Source organism: Saccharopolyspora tripterygii (assembly GCF_054778355.1).
Genome location: NZ_BAAGZP010000008.1, coordinates 436,002 through 456,665 on the forward strand (window position 1 = coordinate 436,002; position 20,664 = coordinate 456,665).

The 20,664-nt window shown below is 69.6% G+C and carries 26 protein-coding genes; 23 read left to right on the forward strand and 3 right to left on the reverse strand.

What is annotated here, in order from left to right; genetic code table 11:
* Positions 1 to 6 precede the first annotated feature (6 nt).
* The gene (locus tag ACYVF3_RS07545) at positions 7 to 1,539 is read left to right on the forward strand and encodes a bifunctional uroporphyrinogen-III C-methyltransferase/uroporphyrinogen-III synthase (protein WP_461153458.1); all 1,533 of its coding nucleotides are present in this window, start codon (positions 7 to 9) and stop codon (positions 1,537 to 1,539) included.
* 47 nt (positions 1,540 to 1,586) lie between these two features.
* Here the strand turns inward: ACYVF3_RS07545 and ACYVF3_RS07550 are convergent, their stop codons facing one another.
* Positions 1,587 to 1,883, reverse strand: a complete 297-nt coding sequence (locus tag ACYVF3_RS07550) for a hypothetical protein (protein ID WP_461153459.1) — start codon at positions 1,881 to 1,883, stop codon at positions 1,587 to 1,589.
* Between the two features lie 201 nt (positions 1,884 to 2,084).
* Here ACYVF3_RS07550 and hemB point away from each other — a divergent pair, with 201 nt between their 5' ends.
* The 15 genes from hemB (at position 2,085) to ACYVF3_RS07625 (ending at position 15,086) form a co-directional block, all read left to right on the forward strand.
* Positions 2,085 to 3,068, forward strand: a complete 984-nt coding sequence (gene hemB / locus ACYVF3_RS07555; RefSeq protein ID WP_461153460.1) for a porphobilinogen synthase — start codon at positions 2,085 to 2,087, stop codon at positions 3,066 to 3,068.
* Positions 3,065 to 3,640, forward strand: a complete 576-nt coding sequence (locus tag ACYVF3_RS07560; protein ID WP_461153461.1) for a hypothetical protein — start codon at positions 3,065 to 3,067, stop codon at positions 3,638 to 3,640. Before hemB ends, ACYVF3_RS07560 begins: the two co-directional genes overlap by 4 nt.
* 43 nt (positions 3,641 to 3,683) lie before the next feature.
* Positions 3,684 to 4,208 carry a hypothetical protein gene (locus tag ACYVF3_RS07565; protein ID WP_461153462.1) on the forward strand — a complete coding sequence of 175 codons (525 nt, stop codon included), beginning with the start codon at positions 3,684 to 3,686 and terminating at the stop codon, positions 4,206 to 4,208.
* Positions 4,209 to 4,356: 148 nt separating this feature from the next.
* A complete protein-coding gene (locus ACYVF3_RS07570; protein WP_461153463.1) occupies positions 4,357 to 5,019 on the forward strand; it encodes a hypothetical protein in 663 nt (220 codons plus the stop codon).
* Positions 5,019 to 5,375, forward strand: coding sequence for a hypothetical protein (locus ACYVF3_RS07575; protein WP_461153464.1), 357 nt, complete (start codon positions 5,019 to 5,021; stop codon positions 5,373 to 5,375). The genes ACYVF3_RS07570 and ACYVF3_RS07575 overlap by 1 nt, the downstream gene beginning before the upstream one ends.
* Positions 5,372 to 5,821 carry a DUF3093 family protein gene (locus ACYVF3_RS07580; RefSeq protein ID WP_461153465.1) on the forward strand — a complete coding sequence of 150 codons (450 nt, stop codon included), beginning with the start codon at positions 5,372 to 5,374 and terminating at the stop codon, positions 5,819 to 5,821. The genes ACYVF3_RS07575 and ACYVF3_RS07580 overlap by 4 nt, the downstream gene beginning before the upstream one ends.
* Positions 5,822 to 5,955: 134 nt before the next feature.
* Positions 5,956 to 6,591 carry a hypothetical protein gene (locus tag ACYVF3_RS07585; RefSeq protein ID WP_461153466.1) on the forward strand — a complete coding sequence of 212 codons (636 nt, stop codon included), beginning with the start codon at positions 5,956 to 5,958 and terminating at the stop codon, positions 6,589 to 6,591.
* Positions 6,592 to 6,604: 13 nt separating this feature from the next.
* Positions 6,605 to 6,937 (forward strand): hypothetical protein, encoded by a 333-nt coding sequence (locus ACYVF3_RS07590; protein WP_461153467.1) that lies wholly within the window; start codon positions 6,605 to 6,607, stop codon positions 6,935 to 6,937.
* A 225-nt stretch (positions 6,938 to 7,162) separates the two neighbouring features.
* Positions 7,163 to 8,512 carry a glutamate-1-semialdehyde 2,1-aminomutase gene (gene hemL / locus ACYVF3_RS07595; protein ID WP_461153468.1) on the forward strand — a complete coding sequence of 450 codons (1,350 nt, stop codon included), beginning with the start codon at positions 7,163 to 7,165 and terminating at the stop codon, positions 8,510 to 8,512.
* A complete protein-coding gene (locus ACYVF3_RS07600) occupies positions 8,509 to 9,153 on the forward strand; it encodes a histidine phosphatase family protein (protein WP_461153469.1) in 645 nt (214 codons plus the stop codon). Before hemL ends, ACYVF3_RS07600 begins: the two co-directional genes overlap by 4 nt.
* Positions 9,150 to 9,737, forward strand: coding sequence for a TlpA family protein disulfide reductase (locus ACYVF3_RS07605; RefSeq protein ID WP_461153470.1), 588 nt, complete (start codon positions 9,150 to 9,152; stop codon positions 9,735 to 9,737). The genes ACYVF3_RS07600 and ACYVF3_RS07605 overlap by 4 nt, the downstream gene beginning before the upstream one ends.
* Positions 9,738 to 9,960: 223 nt before the next feature.
* Positions 9,961 to 10,743: a cytochrome c biogenesis CcdA family protein gene (locus tag ACYVF3_RS07610; protein WP_461153471.1), complete on the forward strand. Its 783-nt coding sequence runs from the start codon at positions 9,961 to 9,963 to the stop codon at positions 10,741 to 10,743.
* Positions 10,743 to 12,368, forward strand: coding sequence for a cytochrome c biogenesis protein ResB (gene resB / locus ACYVF3_RS07615; protein ID WP_461153472.1), 1,626 nt, complete (start codon positions 10,743 to 10,745; stop codon positions 12,366 to 12,368). Before ACYVF3_RS07610 ends, resB begins: the two co-directional genes overlap by 1 nt.
* The gene (ccsB, locus tag ACYVF3_RS07620; RefSeq protein WP_461153473.1) at positions 12,368 to 13,381 is read left to right on the forward strand and encodes a c-type cytochrome biogenesis protein CcsB; all 1,014 of its coding nucleotides are present in this window, start codon (positions 12,368 to 12,370) and stop codon (positions 13,379 to 13,381) included. The genes resB and ccsB overlap by 1 nt, the downstream gene beginning before the upstream one ends.
* Positions 13,382 to 13,574: 193 nt before the next feature.
* Entirely contained in the window at positions 13,575 to 15,086 is a 1,512-nt protein-coding gene (locus ACYVF3_RS07625) for a MinD/ParA family ATP-binding protein (RefSeq protein ID WP_461153474.1), read from the forward strand.
* 142 nt (positions 15,087 to 15,228) lie between these two features.
* Here the strand turns inward: ACYVF3_RS07625 and ACYVF3_RS07630 are convergent, their stop codons facing one another.
* Both ACYVF3_RS07630 and ACYVF3_RS07635 read right to left on the reverse strand, forming a co-directional pair.
* Positions 15,229 to 15,414 (reverse strand): hypothetical protein, encoded by a 186-nt coding sequence (locus ACYVF3_RS07630; RefSeq protein WP_461153475.1) that lies wholly within the window; start codon positions 15,412 to 15,414, stop codon positions 15,229 to 15,231.
* Positions 15,415 to 15,738: 324 nt separating this feature from the next.
* Positions 15,739 to 15,963, reverse strand: a complete 225-nt coding sequence (locus ACYVF3_RS07635; RefSeq protein WP_461153476.1) for a BldC family transcriptional regulator — start codon at positions 15,961 to 15,963, stop codon at positions 15,739 to 15,741.
* A gap of 194 nt (positions 15,964 to 16,157) precedes the next feature.
* On the opposite strand from ACYVF3_RS07635, the gene ACYVF3_RS07640 reads away from it, so the two are divergent.
* The 7 genes from ACYVF3_RS07640 (at position 16,158) to ACYVF3_RS07670 (ending at position 20,623) form a co-directional block, all read left to right on the forward strand.
* Positions 16,158 to 16,532, forward strand: coding sequence for a DUF4229 domain-containing protein (locus tag ACYVF3_RS07640; RefSeq protein WP_461153477.1), 375 nt, complete (start codon positions 16,158 to 16,160; stop codon positions 16,530 to 16,532).
* Positions 16,529 to 17,626 (forward strand): L-cysteine desulfhydrase Cds1, encoded by a 1,098-nt coding sequence (gene cds1, locus ACYVF3_RS07645; protein ID WP_461153478.1) that lies wholly within the window; start codon positions 16,529 to 16,531, stop codon positions 17,624 to 17,626. The genes ACYVF3_RS07640 and cds1 overlap by 4 nt, the downstream gene beginning before the upstream one ends.
* A gap of 60 nt (positions 17,627 to 17,686) precedes the next feature.
* Entirely contained in the window at positions 17,687 to 18,253 is a 567-nt protein-coding gene (locus ACYVF3_RS07650; RefSeq protein WP_461153479.1) for a DUF3558 family protein, read from the forward strand.
* A 212-nt stretch (positions 18,254 to 18,465) separates the two neighbouring features.
* Positions 18,466 to 18,807: a hypothetical protein gene (locus ACYVF3_RS07655; RefSeq protein WP_461153480.1), complete on the forward strand. Its 342-nt coding sequence runs from the start codon at positions 18,466 to 18,468 to the stop codon at positions 18,805 to 18,807.
* Positions 18,808 to 18,821: 14 nt separating this feature from the next.
* The gene (locus tag ACYVF3_RS07660; RefSeq protein WP_461153481.1) at positions 18,822 to 19,685 is read left to right on the forward strand and encodes a WXG100 family type VII secretion target; all 864 of its coding nucleotides are present in this window, start codon (positions 18,822 to 18,824) and stop codon (positions 19,683 to 19,685) included.
* A gap of 14 nt (positions 19,686 to 19,699) precedes the next feature.
* Positions 19,700 to 20,128: a hypothetical protein gene (locus ACYVF3_RS07665; RefSeq protein WP_461153482.1), complete on the forward strand. Its 429-nt coding sequence runs from the start codon at positions 19,700 to 19,702 to the stop codon at positions 20,126 to 20,128.
* Between the two features lie 18 nt (positions 20,129 to 20,146).
* Positions 20,147 to 20,623: a hypothetical protein gene (locus ACYVF3_RS07670; RefSeq protein ID WP_461153483.1), complete on the forward strand. Its 477-nt coding sequence runs from the start codon at positions 20,147 to 20,149 to the stop codon at positions 20,621 to 20,623.
* The last annotated feature ends 41 nt before the right edge of the window (positions 20,624 to 20,664 follow it).

The window sequence follows — 20,664 nt, forward strand, 5'->3', positions numbered from 1 at the left end:
GCCCTGATGACCCGAGCACGTAAGACCCCCGGACGGATTGCTTTCGTGGGTTCCGGTCCTGGTGATGCGGGACTGCTCACCGTTCGGGGCCGGGATGTGATCGCCCGCGCTTCGCTGCTGGTGACCGACCCGGACGTACCCGCCGACATCGTCGCCCTGGCCGCCGAGGGGGCGGAGGTCCGCCCCGCCGTCGGCGACCCGTCCGACGTGGCCAAGGACCTGGTGAACGAGGCCGACACAGGCCGCAACGTGGTGCGCCTGGTCGCCGGTGACCCGCTGACCGCTGACGCCGTGGTCCGCGAGACGCAGGAGGTCGCCAAGACCGAGGCGCCGTTCGACGTGATCCCCGGTGTCGCCGGCGGCAGCGCGGTTCCGGCCTACGCCGGCATCGCGCTGGGCGCGGTGCACACCGAGGTCGACGTCCGCGGTGACGCCGACTGGCCGGCGCTGGCCGCTGTGCCCGGAGCGCTGGTGCTGCACACCACTGGCAGCCACCTCGCCGAAGCCGCGTCGCGGCTGGTCGAGCACGGCCGTCCGGCGACCACCCCGGTCGCGGTGACCGCGTCCGGCACCACGGTGCAGCAGCGCACCATCGACACCACGCTGGCCTCCCTGGCCGCCGATGCCGGCGAGCTCCAGGGGCACCTGGTGGTGACGATCGGCGACGTCGTCTCCGAGCGGAACAAGCTGTCCTGGTGGGAGTCCCGAGCCCTCTACGGCTGGAAGATCCTGGTGCCGCGCACCAAGGAGCAGGCCGGCGTGATGAGCGAGCGCCTGTGGTCGCACGGCGCGGTCTCGCACGAGGTGCCGACCATCTCCGTGGAGCCGCCGCGCAGCCCCGCGCAGATGGAGCGCGCGGTCAAGGGCCTGGTCGACGGCCGCTACCAGTGGGTCGTGTTCACCTCGGCGAACGCGGTCCGCGCGGTGTGGGAGAAGTTCGCGGAGTTCGGTCTGGACGCCCGCGCGTTCTCCGGCGTGAAGATCGCCTGCGTCGGCGAGGCCACGGCGGAGAAGGTGCGCGACTTTGGCATCATCCCTGAGCTGCTGCCCTCGGGTGACCAGTCGAGCGAGGGCTTGCTGCAGGAGTTCCCGCCGCACGACGACATACTGGATCCGGTTGACCGGGTGCTGCTGCCGCGTGCCGACATCGCCACCGAGACGCTGTCGGCGGGTCTGCAGGAGCGCGGCTGGGAGGTCGACGACGTGACGGCCTACCGGACCGTCCGCGCCGCTCCGCCGCCCGCGGACACCCGCGAGATGATCAAGACCGGTGGTTTCGACGCCGTCTGCTTCACCTCGTCCTCCACGGTCCGCAACCTCGTCGGCATCGCGGGCAAGCCGCACGCCCGCACGCTGGTCGCCTGCATCGGCCCGAACACGGCCGAGACGGCGAAGGAGTTCGGCCTGCGGGTCGACGTCCAGCCGGAGGCCCCCCGGGTCGAGGAGCTGGTCGACGCCCTCGCGGTCCACGCGGCCCGCCTCCGCGCGGAAGGCGCTCTGCCGCCCCCGCGCAAGGCCAAGCGAGCCCGCCGCAGCTGATCGTCGAACGAAGGGCGCCTCCCACAGCGGGAGGCGCCCTTCGTTCGTCACGGGTCGGGGCGCGTGGGTTCCCGCCCGGCGAGCACGATCGCGGCGAGTCGGCCGTCCTCGCGCCGGTGGCACGCCTGCAGCACGTAGCGACCGTCCTCGGGCACGTTGTCCTGCGCCCACGCGATCGCGTCGTGCACGTCGCACTCGCGGAGCTCGTAGGAGTCGTTCCACCACCCGATCCGTTCGGGAGGGACCTGCGCGGCCGGAGCGGTCGGCGACCACAAGTGCACCCGGAAGACGGGGTGGTCGTCCTCGATGCTCACGTCCCTCTCGTCGACGGGCCTGATCCTCACGCGCGTCGTCCCTCCGCCGGAGTCCCTGCGTTCCAGCTTGTCAGGGCGTGCGACGTCGCGGTGAGGGCGGTGAGCCGACCGGGTCGTGGATCCGGGCGGTGAGGATTCGCTCACGCCCGGCAGAGGTCAGCGGAGTCCGATTTTCCGGTGTGGTTAGGCTCGTGGGGTCACCCCGCCTAGTCAGCTTGGGGAGCCGCTGTTATGTATCCGACGAGCCGTCCTCGTCGACTCCGCCGCAATCCGGCGGTGCGTCGGCTGGTGTCCGAGACCTCCGTGGAACCGCGGCACCTCGTGCTGCCGATGTTCGTCCGCGAAGGTGCCTCAGAACCGGTGCCGATCACGTCGATGCCCGGGGTCGTGCAGCACACCCGCGACTCGCTGAAGAAGGCGGCGGCCGAGGCGGTCAGCGCGGGCGTCGGCGGGTTGATGCTCTTCGGCGTGCCGCAGGAGCACGACGCGTCCGGTTCGGGCGCGGTCGATCCCGACGGCATCCTCAACGTCGCGCTGCGCGATCTGCGCTCCGAGGTGGGCGACAGCACGGTGCTGATGGCCGACCTGTGCCTCGACGAGTTCACCGATCACGGCCACTGCGGCGTCCTGGACGAGGACGGCAACGTCGACAACGACCGCACGCTGCAGATCTACGGCGAGATGGCCGTCGTGCAGGCGCAGTCCGGTGCCCACATGGTCGGTCCGAGCGGCATGATGGACGGCCAGGTCGGCGTGATCCGCGATTCGCTGGACGCCACCGGCTACGACGACGTGTCGATCATGGCCTACTCGGCGAAGTACGCCTCCGCGTTCTTCGGCCCGTTCCGCGAAGCAGTGGACTCCCAGCTCAAGGGTGACCGCAAGACCTACCAGCAGGATCCGGCCAACGGCCGCGAGGCGTTGCGCGAAGCGGACCTGGACCTGGCCGAGGGCGCGGACATGGTGATGGTCAAGCCCGCCATGTCCTACCTGGACGTGCTGCGCGACATCGCCGGTGTCGCCGACGTCCCGGTCGCCGCCTACCAGGTGTCGGGCGAGTACGCGATGGTCGAGGCCGCCGTGGCCAACGGCTGGCTGGAGCGCCGGCGCACCGTCCTGGAGACGCTGACCTCGATTCGCCGCGCGGGCGCGGACGTGGTGCTCACCTACTGGGCCACCGAAGCCGCGCAGTGGCTGCAGGACGCGCGCGCATGACCGACTTGGAGCAGCGGGTGGACGCGTTCGGCCGACCGGTTCAGCCACCGGAGCCTCCGCAGCCGCCGAAGGCGCTGCTGATCGCGCGGTGGCTGTGGGTCTCGGCGGTGCTGGTCGGGGTGGTGCAGGCGTTCATCGAGCTGCTCGACCGCGAGCGGCTGATCCGCGAGTTGCGCGGGCTCCAGCCGGAGATGACGCAAACCGACCTGGACGCTGCGGCCAACAGCGGCATCATGTTCACCTTCATGTTCAAGGCGCTGACGCTCATGGTGTACGTGCTGCTGAGCAGGCGGATGCTGGAGGGCCGCAACTGGGCCCGGGTGACGCTGACGGTGTTCGGCGGTTTCGGCGTGTTCAACGCGGTGATCACCGTGCTGACGGTGTCGCTGGTCGGGCAGGACCTGATCGAGCGGCTGACCGGGACGACCGTGAGCGCCCTGGACGTGGTGTTCGCCGTGCTGGTGGCCTTGGTCGAGATCGCGGCGATCGTCTTCCTGTACCGGCCGGAGTCGAACCGCTTCCTCCGCGAGATGCGCGGTGCCGGTCCGCGACCGTCCCGCACCGTGTGGTGACGTGTCGGTGGACACGCCTGGAGATCGTCCCTAGCCTGACCTGGTGACGCCGCCAGACGCAGCCAACCCGTACGGCTCCGCCCCGCCTCCGCCGGAACGACCGTCCGGGCCGCAGCGTCCGCGCACGATCGAGCTCGCGTTCTGGGCCGGGATCGCCAGTCCCGTCATCGGATTCGTGATGATCGCGCTGTCGTTCGCGACGATCAACGACGCCGAGCTGCAGATGGTGCTCAACCAGACGGGAGCGGCGGGTCAGCCGAGCCTCGACCTGGACCAGGTGCGTGCGCTGTTCCGCGTCACCATCGCGATCGTGGTGGTCTTCTGCCTGGTGCTGGCCGGGCTGTGGATCATGTTCCTGATCTTCATGCGCAACGGCCGCAACTGGGCCCGCGTCGTGATCACGGTGATCGGCGCGCTGTGGTTCCTGCTGTCGATCCCCACCGTGCTCGGTGGCGCGGCGGGCGGGATCGGCACGGCCCTGGTCGCCGTCCTCCAGATGGTCGTCGTCGGCGCCACGATCGTCTACGCCTACCTCGCCCCCTCGAACCAGTACCTCCAACCCCGCTGAGGCCAGGCGGCGCGACGGCGGCGGTGCGGAAATCCGTGCTCGACCCCGCGGTCCTCACCACATGTTTTGCGGCTCGGGTGCGGGTCGTGCGGGGGTACTTGACCCGAACCGGTGGACAGGGGTAACGCGGGGTTTCTAGGGTTCGTGCGTGAACTTCCCGCAGAACCCTTGGCAGCAGGGCGGATACCCGCAGTCGGGGACTCCTTCCGGCGGTTTTCCGCAGCAGCCGCAGCAGCAGCCCGGCGGATACCAGTCCTACTCGCAGAACCCGTTCAGCGCACCGCCGGTGCCGATGCACGAGATGGCGGTGCCGCAGCGGCCCGCGCAGGTGGAGGTCGCGTTCTGGATCGCCGTCGTGCTCCCGCTGCTGGTGACGGTGCTCAACGTGGTCAGCTACCTCGTGCTGCAGGGCCACGTGCGCGAGTCGATCAGCGGGGGAACGGACGACGTCGAGCGGGAGGTCGCCTCCGCCGTCAACGGCGTGATGCTGGTCTTCTTCATCGTCCTGACGATCTTCTACCTGATCCTGACCGGCCTGTGGATCGCCTTCGGCTTCAAGCTGCGAGCAGGGCGCAACTGGGCGCGGGTCACCCTGACGATCTTCGCCGGCTTCTGGGCGATGTCGAGCCTCGGGACCATCGGCTCCGGCGGCATGGCGGGCCTCAGCGACACCGAGGCGCTCCCCGGCTCCTACTACGCCCTGAGCTACGCGCAGGGCGGGCTCGGGATGATCGGCACGATCGCGTTCGTCGCCCTGGTCTTCCTGCCCCGGTCCAACGTCTTCTTCGACGCGGCGGGCCGTCGGTACTGATGCCGCCGAAACCGCTGCGCATCGCGGTCGTGCTGTGGTGGATGGTCGCCCTGCTGCTCCTGCTGGAGACCGGGCTGACCTGGTTCGACCCCACCGTCGACGGCCGGTTGATGCTGGTCAACACCCTCGTCGGAGCCGTCATGGCCGTCGTCTACCTCGTGCTGGGCGCGCTGGTGTTCCGCCGCACGGCGTGGGCGCGGCTCGTGCTCACGGTGTTCGCCGCCGCACACCTGGTGCTGATGGTCGTTTCGGGTGCCGGTTTCGGGATTCCGATGCTGCTGCTTGTGCTGGGCGCGGCGGGAACCGTATTGATGTGGGTGCAGCAGAGCTCCGACTTCCTGACAGGTGAACGATGAGCGATCCGGTGTTGTACTCCGAACGCGGCAGCAGCTGGTGGCCCGTGCTGTGGGGCCCTGCGTTCGCCGGGCTGGGACTCCTCGCCGAGCAGGTGACGCTCGGTCCGGAGCACGTCGCGATGTGGATCCTGGTCGGCCTGGCGCTCGCCATCGCCGCCGCCGTCTGGGTCTACGGCAGGCGGCGGCTGCTCGCGGTCAGCCTCACCCCGGCCGAACTGGTGCTCGGCAGGGAGGCCGTCGAGGTCAAGCGCATCGCGCAGGTCAGCGACGTGGGAGCGCCCGTGGGCGCCCGGGTGCTGGGCGGGAGCTGGACCGTGCCGAAGGGCACCGGTGAGATCCCGCTGCGACTGGACGACGACACCGTCGTGCTGGCCTGGGCCAAGGACTCGGAGACCCTGTCCGCGGAACTGGTGAAGCTCGTCGACAAGCGGGCGTCCGAGCTCTGAACGGCTCCGGGCCCTGAACACCTCCGGGCCTTGAAAAGCAAAGTGCCCCGGGTGGCGTGCCTGAGCAGAGGCGGACCCGGGGCCTACGCGGTCCACTCTAGCAGGAGATCCACGGCGGTCGAAAGGAAATCTCCTTGACCAGGGACAACGCCGAACTCCCCGATTGGGTCCGGGAGTTGCTGTCGGAATCCCGCTTCGACCGCTACCTCAAGAAGGCCGGGGGCGAGGTCGACGTCGCGGTCCGGCTCTACGACTGGAACGTGCAGGTCTCGGCCGCCTTCTACGGTCCGCTGCACTGGCTGGAGGTCTCGCTGCGCAACGCCCTGCACCACCGGCTGCGGGAGCGCTTCGGCAGGGAGGACTGGTGGAAGGCCGCGCAGCTGGCCGACAACGCCAAGTTCAAGATCGGCCGCGCGCGCCGCAAGATCGAACGCCGCCAGGACCACACCCCCGACGACGTCGTGGCCGAGCTGACCTTCGGTTTCTGGGTCTCGCTGCTCAGCCGCACCCACGACCGGCAGATCTGGGTCCCCGCAGCGCACCGCGCGTTCCCCCGCTACAGCGGGCCGCGCAGCGCGCTGCACGAGGACTTCATGGGCATCCTCGACTTCCGCAACCGGGTCATGCACCACGAACCGATCTTCTACCTCGACCTGCCCGAGTACCACGAGCGCATCTACCGCCTCCTCGGCTACCTCTCGCAGGACGCGGCCCGGCACGCCGAGCGCACCGACGAGATCAGCGCGGCCCTCGACGCCCGCGACGTGTGAGACGCTTTCCGCCGTGACGACTGCCGAACCGTGGCCCGCCAGCGGGCCGAAGCTCGACGGCGACGCCGAACCGGAGCGCGCCGGCGGCCGGCTGAACCAGCCGTGGCGCGCGGCCGTGGCCGGGCTCGAACTGGTCGCCGCCGTCGCGCTGGCACTGCTCGCCTGGTGGGCCTGGGACCAGGGCACGGTGACGATCTACCTGCCCGGACCGGGCGGCGCCGTGGACGTCGTGACCCGCACCTTCGGCAACTGGCTGTCCGGTGCCGTCGTCGCCGCCACGTTCGCCGGGCTGCTGCTCATCGACGCCCTCCGCCAGGCCGTCCTCGCCATCCGAGCGGGTGGTTGACCGAGCGTGAAGCCGGGCCGGGACCACTTCTCCGAACGGCCAAAGCGCGGGCAGGGCCTGACCCGATGCCGACGACCGGCTCCACCGCGTGCCCGCTGCGCACCCCGCGCAGCGCTCCCGCGGGGGGAAGGATTCGCCGAACGGATGAAGCGGCGGTACCCCGTCGAGGAGGACCCCGGGTCGGGGTGCGCCCGGCCACACCGCCAGGAGTGTCAAACTGGTGGCGTGACAGCTTCTGCGAACTCCGCTTCGACCCGGCACGACGATCCGGCTCCGCAGTCGCGGCAGCTGTTCGATCGCGCGCAGGCGGTGACGCCCGGCGGCGTCAACTCCCCGGTCCGCGCCTTCCAGTCCGTCGGCGGCACGCCGCGGTTCATGGTGCGCGGCGAAGGCCCCCACATCTGGGACGCCGACGGCAACCGGTACGTGGACCTGGTGTCCTCGTGGGGCCCGATGATCAACGGTCACGCGCACCCCGACGTCGTCGCCGCAGTGCGGGACACCGCCGTGCACGGCACGTCCTTCGGCACGCCCGGCGTTGGTGAGATCGACCTGGCGCAGGAGATCATCGACCGCGTCGAACCCGTTGAGCAGGTTCGCCTCGTCAACTCCGGCACCGAAGCGACCATGACAGCCGTGCGCCTCGCCCGCGCCTTCACCGGCAAGCAGAAGATCGTCAAGTTCGAAGGCTGCTACCACGGTCACGTCGACGCGCTGCTGGCCGGCGCCGGATCGGGCGTCGCCACCCTCGGCCTGCCGAGCTCCCCGGGCGTCACCGGGGCCCAGGCCGCCGACACCATCGTGCTGCCCTACAACGACCTCGACGCCGTGCGGCAGGTCTTCGCCGAGCTCGGCGACGAGATCGCCTGCGTGATCACCGAAGCCGCCGCGGGCAACATGGGCACCGTCGCTCCCGTCCCCGGCTTCAACGCCGGGCTCAAGGAGCTCACCGCCGCCCACGACGCGCTGCTGATCATGGACGAGGTGATGACCGGCTTCCGCGTCTCCGCGGCAGGCTGGTTCGGCATCGACGGCGTCGCCGGCGACCTCTGCACCTTCGGCAAGGTCATGTCCGGCGGACTTCCCGCCGCCGCCTTCGGCGGACGCGCAGACGTGATGTCCCGTCTCGCCCCCACCGGACCCGTCTACCAGGCGGGCACCCTGGCCGGGAACCCGATCGCCGTCGCCGCAGGTCTCGCCAACCTCCGCGCCGCCGACGCCTCCGTCTACGCGGCGCTCGACCGCAACGCCGACCGGCTGCGCGACCTGATCGGATCCGCGCTCAACGCCGAAGGCGTCGTCCACCAGATCGCGTCCGCGGGCAACATGCTCAGCATCTTCTTCAGCGAAACACCCGTGCACGACTACGAGCAGGCCCGCGCCCAGCAGACCTGGCGCTTCCCGGCGTTCTTCCACGAACTGCTCGCCCGCGGCATCTACCCGCCGCCGAGCGCCTTCGAGAGCTGGTTCGTCAACGCCGCCATGGATGACGCGACGTTCGAGCAGATCGCCGACGCCCTGCCGCACGCCGCGCGCGCCGCAGCGGCGGCGACCGCACCGGAGGCGGCGAAATGAGCGAACCGCGAGGCGAGAAGACCCTCGTGCACTTCCTCCGCCACGGCGAAGTGCACAACCCGGAAGGCATCCTCTACGGACGGCTCCCCGGTTACCGGCTCTCCGACAACGGCGACCGGCAGGCCAAGCTCGTCGCCGAATTCCTCTCCGGGCACGACGTCGCCCGGGTGATCTCCTCACCGCTGCAACGCGCGCAGGAGACCGCCCGCCCGCTCGGCGCGATGTTCCAGACCGACGTGGCCACCGACGAGCGCCTCATCGAAGCCGACAACCGCTTCGAAGGGCTGAAGGTCTCCGTCGGCGACGGTGCCCTGCGCTCGCCCCGCCACTGGCCCAAGCTGTGGAACCCCTTCGAACCCTCTTGGGGCGAGCCCTACCTGGAGATCGCGCACCGGATGCTCGGCGCCGCCCACCGCGCGCGGGCCGCCGTCGCCGGGCGAGAAGCCGTGTGCGTCTCGCACCAGCTGCCGATCTGGACGCTTCGCCGCTACGTCGAAGGCAAACCCATGTGGCACGACCCCAGGCGCAGGCAGTGCTCGCTGGCGTCCCTGACGACGCTGGTGTTCCGCGGCGAACAACTCGTGCGGGTGGCCTACGTCGAACCCGCAGGTGGCACCGATCCGAGAGTGACGGGCGCATGAAGAAGCTTCTGGTGCGGCTCGGCCTGATCACGGCCGTGCTGGCGATGGTCGGTGGCTGCGCCACCCAAGGCGACGACCCCAAGGCCGGTGGCGAGTTCACCTTCGTCTCGCCCGGCGGGCAGACCCGCATCTTCTACCCGGCCGCCGAACGCGGCCGGATCAGCAAGCTCTCCGGCGACGACCTGCTCACCCCCGGCAAGCAGCTGGGGATCCAGGACTTCCCGGGCCAGGTCGTGGTGCTCAACATCTGGGGCTCCTGGTGCGGCCCCTGCCGCTCCGAAGCCGACGACCTGCAGGCCGTGCAGGACAAGCTCGGCCCGCAAGGCGTGCAGGTGCTCGGCATCGACGTGCGCGACACCCAGAGCGCCGCAGCCGACTTCCACCGCGACCGCGGACTCAACTACCCCTCGATCTTCGACCCGGCGGGCCGCACGCTGCTCTCGCTGCGCCAGTTCCCCCGCAGCACCGTGCCGGCCACCATCGTGCTCGACCGCCAGCACCGGGTCGCGGCGGTCTTCCTGACGGAGATGCTGGAGAGCGAACTCCTCCCCGAAGTCCAGAAGATCGCCTCCGAACCCGCCTAGGCCCAGGGGGACTCAATTTCTTAAGTATTTGACCGTCACCCGGGTGACCCTCTCGGGTGTGATGCTCGCCTCTGGGGAGTGGGGCGTTGGTCCTGGATTTTGGGGGACCTTGGTCCTCGTGTTGCGGGGTTCGTGCCTGGGCATCGCGTTCACCTGGGGGTTTGTGGGGCTGTTCACCCGGCCCGGTGCGTGAGGGCGAGGTCGGCTTTCCTACCCTCGAAGCGTGAACCCCACCGAGCTCGCCGCGTCCGGACCGCTGCTGTTCGCGGCGGCCATCGCGGCTCTCGCGGGGGCGATCAGCTTCGCCTCGCCCTGCGTCGTGCCGCTCGTGCCCGGCTACCTGGCCTACCTCGCCGGAGTGGTGGGAGCCGACGCGCCGCCCGTCGACGAGGCTGAAACCGAGGAGAACCGGCGCGGTCGCTGGCGGGTCGCTGGTGCCGCGCTGCTGTTCGTGGCCGGTTTCAGCGTCGTGTTCGCGGCCGGCGCGCTGCTGCTGCTCGGCGTCTCCGACGCCCTGCTCACCAACGAGCTGCTGCTGCAGCGCATCGGCGGAGTCGTCACCGTCGCGATGGGCCTGGTGTTCCTCGGCCTGGTCCCGGCCCTGCAGCGCGACGTCCGGGTGCACCGCGTGCCCCGCGCCGGGGTGTGGGGCGCGCCGCTGCTCGGCGCGGTGTTCGGCTTGGGCTGGACCCCCTGCCTGGGACCGACCCTGGTCGGCGTCATCTCGGTCGCCGCGGGCACCGATGTGGACACCGGGACCGCGCTGCGCGGAATCCTGCTGGTGCTCGCCTACTGCGTGGGCCTCGGCGTTCCGTTCGTGGTGCTGGCGCTCGGCGCCCGCTGGGCCGTGCGCAGCGCCGGCTGGCTGCGGCGACGCGGACGCGCGATCCAGATCGCGGGTGGAGTGCTGCTGGTGGTGGTGGGCCTGCTGCTCGTCACTGGTCTGTGGGGAGAGTTGATCTCGATGCTTCGTGGCCCGATCGCCGGATTCGAGACGCCGATCTGATGCGCGAGCACCTCACGACCGCACTCGCCTTCCTGCGCAACACCTGGCGCGGGCTGACCTCCATGCGCACCGCCCTGGTGCTGCTGTTCCTGCTCGCCATGGCCGCGCTGCCCGGCGCGCTCATCCCGCAGCGCTCGCTGAACCAGACCGAAGTGGACAAGTACTTCCAGGAGTACCCGGAGCTCGCTCCGCTCCTGGACAAGATCGGCATGTTCGAGGTGTTCAGCTCCGTCTGGTTCGCCTCCATCTACGTGCTGCTGTTCATCTCGCTCATCGGCTGCCTGCTGCCGCGCTGCTGGGAGTACTACAAGCAGTGGCGCAGCAAGCCGGTCCGCACCCCGCGCAACCTCGGCCGCCTGCCGCACCACGCCGAGAAGACGCTGCCGGACACCTCGGTCGACGAGGCGATCTCCGCGGCGAAGAAGCGGTTGCGCGGCTGGCGGATGGTCGAGCACGAAGAAGCCGACGGCGCCCGGTCGATCAGCGCCGAGCGCGGATTCCTCCGCGAGGTCGGCAACCTCGTGTTCCACTTCGCGCTCGTCGGTCTGCTCATCGGTCTCGCCGGCGGCAAGCTCTACGGCTACGAGGGTCAGGTCATCGTGGTCGCCGACGGCTCGGAGTTCTGCAACTCCGGCACTTACAACTACGACTCGTTCCGCGCGGGACTGTCGGTCGACGGCACCCAGCTGTCCCCGTTCTGCGTCAAGGTCGACGACTTCGACATCAAGTACCAGCCCAACGGCCAGGTCGCCAGCTACCACGTCGGCATGCAGTACCAGTCCGACGAGGACCTGGAGAACAACGCCTGGAAGCCCTACGTGCTGCAGGTCAACCACCCGCTGCGCACCGCGGGCGACCGGGTGTACCTGACGGGCAACGGCTACGCGCCCCAGTTCACCGTCACCTGGCCCGACGGCCAGAAGCGCACCAGCCTCGTGCAGTGGCAGCCGATGTCGCCGCAGACGATGCTCTCGCAAGGCGCCACCAAGTTCGACCAGCCCGGCGTCACCGACGAGGTGCAGCGCAGGCAGAGCCAGATCGCCATCACCGGCCTGTTCGCGCCGACCGCGTCCTACGACGGCAAGATCCTCAGCTCCGGGTACCCCGACCTGCTGGACCCGACCGCGGCCATCGACGTGATGCGCGGCGACCTGGGGCTGGACTCCGGACGCGGGCAGTCGATCTTCGGCGTGGACCAGTCGATGGTCGAGCAGGGCAGGCTCAAGCGGGTCGCTCGCGAGAACGTCCGCGTCGGCCAGGAGGTCCGCCTCGACGACGGCACCACCGTCCGCTTCGACGGCGTGGAGCGCTGGGCGAACCTGCAGGTCTCGCACGACCCGTTCCAGACCTCCGTGCTGGCCTTCGCGGTGCTCATCATCTTCGGGCTCGGCACCTCGCTCATCGTCAAGCGCCGGCGCATCTGGGTGCGGGCCGCCCCGCACCCTGGACCCGGTGAAACCGCCGCCGCGCGTACCGTTGTCGAGGTCGGCGGGCTCGCCCGCACCGACCAGGCGGGATACGGCGAGGAGTTCGCCCGGATCGCCGACGACCTGCTCGGCGCGGATATCGACCACTCGCCCCAGCCCCGCGCGGACGCAGGGACCGCGCGCGAAAGGAAGAGCTGATGCCGGTCAACGAGACGCTGTCGAACTACAGCGACATGGCCTACGCCACATCGGTGGTGATCTACATCGCCGCGATGCTGCTGTACTTCGGCGAGTTCGCCCTCGGCCGGGTCGCCACCGGCGCCCCCGCGCGCGAAGCCGCCGTGGTGGGTACGGGGAACTCCTCGACGGTGACGACAGCGGACTCCAAGGACGTCGTCGGCCACGTCCCGGCCAAGCCCAAGCGGCCGCTCGCCGAGAAGCTCGGCGGCATGGCCGTGTCGATGACCGTGCTCGGCGCGCTCGTGCACTTCGGATCCCTGCTGACCCGCGGTCTGTCCACCAACCGCGTGCCGTGGGGCAACATGTACGAGTTCGGCTCGGCGATCTGCCTCGCCGCGGTGGTGGCCTGGCTGATCGTGCTGTTCCGGCAGCTGCGCAACTCCCGGCGCGAGGCCACCCCGGCCCAGCTGCGCGGCCTCGGCGGCTTCCTGATGCTGCCGGTCGTGCTGCTGCTGTTCCTGTCCGGGACAGTGCTCTACGCGCAGGCCGCGCCGCTGCAGCCGGCGCTGCAGTCGTACTGGATCGTCATCCACGTCGCCGCCGCGATCGTCTCCAGCGGCGCGCTGCTGTTCGCCGGTACCGCCAGCGTCCTCTACCTGCTGCGCAGCCGGTACGAGAACAACCCGCTGAAGATGTCCAAGTTCGGTTCGCGCCTGCCCACCAGCCAGGCGCTGGACCGGATGGCCTACCGCGCCACCGTGATCATCTTCCCGGTGTGGACGTTCGCGATCGTCGCCGGCGCCATCTGGGCCGAGGCCGCGTGGGGCCGGTTCTGGGGTTGGGACCCCAAGGAGACCTGCGCTTTCATCGCCTGGATCGTCTACGCCGCCTACCTGCACGCCCGGGCGACCGCGGGCTGGCGCGGCGTGCGCTCGGCCTGGATCAACGTCCTCGGCCTCGCCGTGATGATCTTCAACCTGTTCTTCGTCAACCTCGTCGTCTCGGGCTTGCACTCCTACGCCGGTCTGTGAGCAACTCGATCCGGCGTTCGCCGGAGCGCTGCGGCGCGTTCGGCTCGCTGCCGTGGCGTGAATCGCGTTTGGTGTCGGTGAGAAACCCGCGGCGCCTACCAGCCACCTATGGTGACTAGGGGGTATTGGTGGGTTTAGGTTGCTTCGCGGGAAGCGCGGCACAGCTCGACTCGAACGTGGAGGGACGGCAACGGTGACGGGACAGTACGAGGAGCCCGAGACGCGGCGAGATGTCGGTGCCGTGTCGCCGCAGGCCGACGGCCCGGCGAGCACCGAGACCGGGAACAAGGGCGGGAACGGCTCCTACACCGAGCCGGAAACGCGGCCTCAGCAGCCCAAACCGGTTCCGGAGCACCCGGAACCGTCGTACGTGGACCCGTCGCAGCCCGACGCGTCCGGCCCCTTCCCGGTCGCGGACACCCCGCAGCCGTACTACTCGAACTCGAGCGGAGCGCCGGTGTACCCCGACCCGTCCCAGTCCGGACCGCACCCGCAGCAGCAGTGGCCCGGACACCCCGGGAACCCGTCCGGGCCCCACCAGGTCTCGGGACCGCACCAGGTCTCGGGACCCCACCAGGTGGCCGACGGCGGGTCCGGTCCGGCACCGGTCAGCCCCTACGCGCCCGTCGCCGGCGGGCCCTCCGGGCCGTACCCGACCGGCCAGCCCTACCCGCAGCAGCCGCCGAACCAGCAGCAAGGCCCCCCGCAGCCCGGACCGCAGCAGCCCGGACCGCAGCAGGCGGCGTTCCAGCAGCAGGGTCAGCCCCCGAACACCGACCTGTCCTCCGCGCAGCTGCTGCGGCAGACCAAGCGCGCGCCCCAGTCCGGCTGGCGCAAAGCCGTCTACCTGGCCAGCGGCAAGAAGGTCAACTTCGGTGAAGGCCCCACCGACCAGCGACGTCGCGAGCTGATCACCCGCATCAACCAGCCGCTGCAGGGCTGCTACAAGATCGCGATGCTCAGCCTCAAGGGCGGCGTCGGCAAGACCACCGCGACCGCCACGCTCGGCGCCACCTTCGCCTCGCTGCGCGGTGACCGCGTCATCGCCGTCGACGCCAACCCGGACCGCGGCACGCTCAGCCAGAAGATCCCGCTGGAGACCACCGCCACCGTTCGGCACCTGCTGCGCGACGCCCACCGCATCCGCCGCTACAGCGACGTCCGCTCCTACACCTCGCAAGGCCCCAGCCGGCTCGAAATCCTCGCCAGCGAGCAGGACCCCGCCGTGTCCGAAGCGTTCAGCGAAGACGACTACCGGCGCACCGTGACCTTGCTCGAGCACTTCTACAACGTCGTGCTCACAGACTGCGGCACCGGACTCATGCACTCCGCGATGAAGGGCGTCCTCGACGTCGCCGACTCGCTCGTGATCGTCTCCTCCAGTTCCATCGACGGCGCCCGCAGCGCCTCGGCCACCCTCGACTGGCTCGACGCCCACGGCTACGGCGGCCTCGTCTCGCGCTCCGTCGCGGTGATCAACTCCGTCCGGCCCGCCTCCGGCAAGGTCGACGTCGACAAGCTCGGCGCCCACTTCGCGTCGCGCTGCCGCGCCGTGTCGCGGATTCCGTTCGACCCGCACCTCGAAGAGGGCGCGGAAGTGGAGCTCGACCAGCTGGCCGCCCCGACCCGGATGGCGTTGCTGGAGTTGGCGGCGATGGTCGCCGACGACTTCCCCCACGCCCCAGGCCGCCAGCAGCAGGGTTGATCTCGGTTGCATGAGTGGGTCGTGGGGAAGTTTTCATGAAAACTTCGGTCTTGTCCCCCCAGCAGGAGCCCGCAGCGATGCCGGTTGCCTGACGGGCTTGGAGTGAGCGAGCCGTTCGGGCTTTTCTCGGCCTTGTCGCGTCTCAGTCTTCTTCTGCGGAGTCGTGGTTCTTGCGCTGCTGTTCCGCGATCTTGCGGAGGAAGTCCGGGTCGTCGTCCGGGGCCAGCGGGGTTTGGCGGGGGCGCGTTGCGGCTGGCTGCGGGCCGAACGCCTTCCACATCAGCACAGCGATGGTGAGCGCGCCGATGGCGGCGAGGGCGTAGATCATCGTGGGCCACCTCCAAACCGTTCTGCTTACGACAGTAGCCAATCAGAGCGGCTGGTGTCTTTGTCCGGAGGTGTCCGATTACGAGCGGGCCCCTGGTGACGCCTCGCAGGAGCGCGAGGCGTCACCAGGGGCGGCGGTCGTCATCGGCCGGCCGCCCAGGCGATCTTCGACTTCGGCAGTGATTCACGGCTGTTGCGACTGCTTCTCCGGCGCGTGCCGCGGTCCTGGAGAGCACTCGTCACGAGGGGTCTGACAAGTGATCTCGGGTGCCGCAGCTTGACCACCGCGCCGCTTCGCCGACGTTCGCCGCTGCCGGACCTGTGGTCAGGCGGTGCGGTTCACGTCGCTGGTCAGCTCGGCCAGCAGGGTGCGGACCTCAGACTCGCGGAAGCGACGGTGGCCACCGGGGGTGCGGATCGAGCCGATCCGCCCGGCGGTCGCCCATCGGGTCACGGTCTTGGGGTCGACCCGGAAGAGCGCCGCGACCTCACCCGGGGTGAGGAGCTGCTCCTGACCGTTCTGGCGAGGCTGCTGAGTCGACGCGGTCACAGGTGACCTCCACTTTTGCGATAACTGGTATTCGGGCATTCCGGTCGCATCGTGGCACCTGGAGGGGCAGGTACTCGAACGTTTGGGTTTAGGTAAAGGGAAGGTAAGGGACGAAAACGGCGCTTCGGGCGCGTGACCTCGGGGGACGCGGCCGCCGGTCCGTCCGGTGCGCGGGGTGCTCTACCCTGGATGACGTGCAGGAACAGCAGGAGACGAGAACCGGCGAGTCCGAAGCCCCGGCCCTCGCCGCCCCGGAAGCGGGAACGCAGCAGGCGACCGGTGAGACGTCCGAGGTCAAGCCCAATCTTGCTCTCGACGTCACGCTCTACACCGTTGCCCGGTTCGGCCTGGTCGCGGTCGTCGCGGTGCTGCTGATGCTGGCCCAGGTGCCGGTGCTGGTCGCGCTCGCCGTGTCCGTCGTCGTGGTCATGCCGCTGTCGCTGCTGGTCTTCGGACGCCTGCGGCGCCGCGTCGCGCTCGGCATGGCCGAGCGCACCCGTGACCGCCGCGAACGCCGCGAGCGGCTGCGCGCGCAACTGCGCGGCGAAGCCCCGGCGGACGCCGAATGACCAGCGACATCGATCGCTCCTGCGAGCGAACGCGAGCCTGGACCAGCGAGGCCGTCCGGATCATCGAGGCCGACGCCAACCGCAGCGCCGACACCCACCTGCTGCGGTATCCCCTGCCCGCGGAGTGGGGGATCGACCTCTACCTCAAGGACGAGTCAACACATCCGACCGGTTCGCTCAAGCACCGGTTGGCCCGTTCGCTGTTCCTCTACGCCATCTGCAACGGCTGGGTGACTGAGAACACACCCGTGATCGAGGCGTCCTCCGGATCGACCGCGGTCTCCGAGGCGTACTTCGCCCGGCTGCTGGGACTGCCCTTCATCGCGGTCATGCCCCGATCCACCAGCGGCGAGAAGGTCGCGCTCATCGAGTGGCAGGGAGGTCGCTGCCACTTCGTCGACGAGCCCGGCGCGATCTACACCGAGTCCCGTCGGCTGGCTTCGGAGCTCGGCGGTCACTTCATGGACCAGTTCACCAACGCCGAGCGGGCCACCGACTGGCGCGGCAACAACAACATCGCCGAGTCGATCTTCGAGCAGCTCGCGCTCGAACCGCACCCGGAACCGGCGTGGATCGTCGTCGGCGCCGGAACCGGCGGGACCAGCGCCACCATCGGCCGCTACCTGCGCTATCGCAGGCTCGGCACCCGGCTGGCCGTGGTCGACCCGCAGCGCTCGGTCTTCTTCGAAGCCTGGCGGGATCACGACCCCTCGCTGACCAGCGATTCGGGCTCGCTCATCGAGGGCATCGGCAGGCCGCGCGTGGAGCCGTCCTTCATCGGGGAGGCCATCGACCGGATGATCAAGGTCCCGGACGCCGCCTCGATCGCCACCATCCGCTGCACCGAGCAGGTCCTCGGTCGCCGCGTCGGCGGTTCCACCGGGACCAACCTGTGGGGCGTGTTCGAGCTGGTCTCCCAGATGCTCGCCGAGGGGCGCACGGGCAGCATCGTCACGCTGCTCTGCGACGGCGGCGAGCGCTACACCCACACCTACTTCGACGACGGCTGGGTCGGCGAGCAGGGCATGGACCTCGACGCTCCGCTCAAGGTGCTGGAGCACTTCCACGCCACCGGCGAGTTCCAGGCGAGCTGAGCTCGCACCGCCCTGCTTCTCGAAAACACTCATCGACGCATTCGCCCGGAGGATGATCTGGTGGTCGCCAAGCGCTTGCTGGTCGGCGTGGTGCTCGCGAGCGCGGGACTCACCTCCTGCACCGCGGTGCAGGAGGTCGTGCCGGGGCCGCCCTCGGCGCAGCCCAGCACGTCCGGGGATTCCACCGAGACCAGCACGGCCCCGTCGATCACGCGCGATGTCCCGCCGGAGCAGCGGCGGATGCTCGGGGCGCTGCCTGCGGAAGAGCTGTGCGGGCTGATCCGGCCCGAGGAGATCGCGGTGATGGCCTTCGACGTCGAGCCCGGCGTGCCCCGGGAAGTGGGGATCGAGCCCCCGGTGCGCGGGTGCGGGTTCCACGCCCGCAACGGGAACCGGGAAGTCCTCGTCGGCGCCCAGCCCGCCGGTTTCGCCGATCTCGGGACCGACGAGGTCGAGATCGGAGCGGTCCGCGGAACCGAGGTGATGCGGACCGGGGGGTGCACCGTCTACGCCCCCGTCGCCGACGCCACGCTGCAGATCTCGGTGATCACCGGCGAGACCGACGCCGACCAGTGCACCACCGCCTCGGACATCGCCCAGTACGCGATGGCCGCCGTGGTGCGCTGAAGCAGTTGATCTCGAACTCGTAACGTTGCCCCCGAACCTTCCGCGCTGATCAACCCGATCAGTTCGAATTCTGGCGATCGGAAAGATCGCATCGGGGGGCGATTCCCAAGCCGCGATTCCTTCTGGCGGCACAGCCGGGGAGGTCATCGCGCCAGCACCTGCCGGTTTCATCAGGCCAGGTGGTGCCAGTGCGATCCCTGAGCGGTGCAGAGATGGGGGATGTGATGGCGGAGAACCTGCGCGCGATTCCGGAGGAGCTGAACGGATTCGGTGAACTCCTCGACCGGAATGCCGGACATTTCCGGAAAATTGGCGAATGGGCGGAGAGCACCGCGTCGGACACCAGCGGATTCACCGGCCTCATGGTGGTGCTCGTCCCCGTCGTGGAGGTGGTCACCGCGCTCTACGGCGAAACGCTGGACCTGGCGAATTCCGCGCTGATGAAGGTCAAGGAAGACCTCGCCGAAACGGTCTCGGACTACGAGGAGACCGAGCGCAAGATCGCGGCGATGTTCCAGAAGATCCAGTCCGACCTCGACGAGATCAAGGTCTGAGGGGAGGGACGGACATGGCTTCCTACGAAGACGCCGAGGACCCGATCGCCCTCCTCGAAGCGGATCCGAGCCAGAGCAACCAGGACTCGCTGCAGCAGGCCATCGAGGACGCGGGCTGGCAGGTCCAGACCGTCAACTGGGTCTACGAGCAGGTCACCGGCGAGAACCTGATCGAGCAGCTGATCTCGCCGATCACGGGTGACTTCTCGAAGATCGAGACCAACGCCGAGGCGTGGAACCAGATCGGTGAAGCCCTGCGCGCGGTGCGCAAGAACCTCAACCAGGGCATCAGCGATCTGCGGGAGAGCTGGGACGGCGACGGCGCGATCGCGTTCGAAGCGCTGCTGGTGAGCACCTGGACCGTCGCCCTCGAAGGCGATGCGATGCTGGCGCAGCTCGTCGGCAAGGGCTTCACCAAGGCCGCCGAGATGTCGCGCAAGATGACCGACAAGGCGCTCGAGCTGATCAAGAAGCTCGTCGACCGGCTCATCGAGACGGCCGCCACCGGCTGGATCCCGGTGGCCGGCTGGGCGAACGTCGTGCGCAACGTCGAGAAGTGCGTCGAGATCGTGATCGCCGTGCTGGAGCTCTTCGAGGCGCTGCAGCAGATGTACGAGTCGGTGGTGCAGCTGGTCGACGCCATCAAGGGCGCGGGCACCAATCTCGCGCAGATCAAGGACGCGAACAGCCTCGGCGACGTGGTCAACGTCGGCATCCAGGCCAAGGACGACGTCACCGCCGTGTCCGAGGCGGCCACCGGCGCGCGCGGTGCCGCGACGGGCGTGCGCAACTCCGCCCAGGGAGTGCGTTCCGCGACCTCGGGCGGATCCGGAACGGGCTCGGGCGGCTTCCAGACGCTGTCGTCCGGCAGCATTTGATCGGGGGACCTGCGATGAGCGCAGACGGCAAGACACCGGAGATCCGCGCGGCCGAGGAGATGGTCGACGAGCGGATGACCCAGGCCGAGGAGGCGCTGGCGAAGGCGACCCGGTTCTCATCCGAGTTGCCCGAGGTGAAGCTCACCGACGAGCGGATCGAGGAGATCGAGCAGCAGATCCGCAACGGCAACGCACCGCCGGAGATCGTCGCGTTCCAGCGCCGCGTCGACGAGGGTGAGTTCAGCTGGCAGGACGTGGCGGACGGGAGCGCGTTCCGCGACGAGTCGGTGCGGTCGGCGTTCTCCGCGAGCGTGCAGAACATGCAGCAGGCGAAGGACATGCTCGACGCGGGCTACGATCCGGCGACCGTCATCAACAACGATCCGAACCGGTCGGCCGGGGCTGATTACGACGACGAACCGCCGGATTCGTTCCTGCGGTGAGGGGTGGACTGAACGACGATGAACCACAAGACGTTACTCGGCATCACCATCGGGTGGGCCGTGCTGATCGGCCTGATCGCCGCCGTGCTGCTCGGGTTCGCCCTGTTCAGCGGCACTTCGCTGGCCAAGTCTTCCACCGCATCGGGTTCTTCCGGCCCGGTCTACCAGTGGGACGGCAAGCCGATGATGATCGTCAGCTCGGACAAGAAGAAGACGGCCGTCTGCCACGTCGTGCCCGCCCGCGGTGAGGCGCGCGACGTGACCAGCTACCGCAACGAGAGCCGGTACCGGGTCAACCGCATCACGCCCTGGTTCTCCGGTTCGGCGGACATGACCTGCACGACGTCGGTCCGGATCCGCACCGGCTCGCAGGTGACCGTCTACGAGCTGGCCACCAAGAACCGCATCGCGCAGTTCGGCACCGTCATCGTCGCCGTCGCGCCGTTCCTCGCGGTCAGCGTGTTCGGCGTCGGGAGGCGCAAGACCCACGCGTGATCGAGCGGTGTCCCGCGAGCGGTTCGCCGCTCGCGGGACAC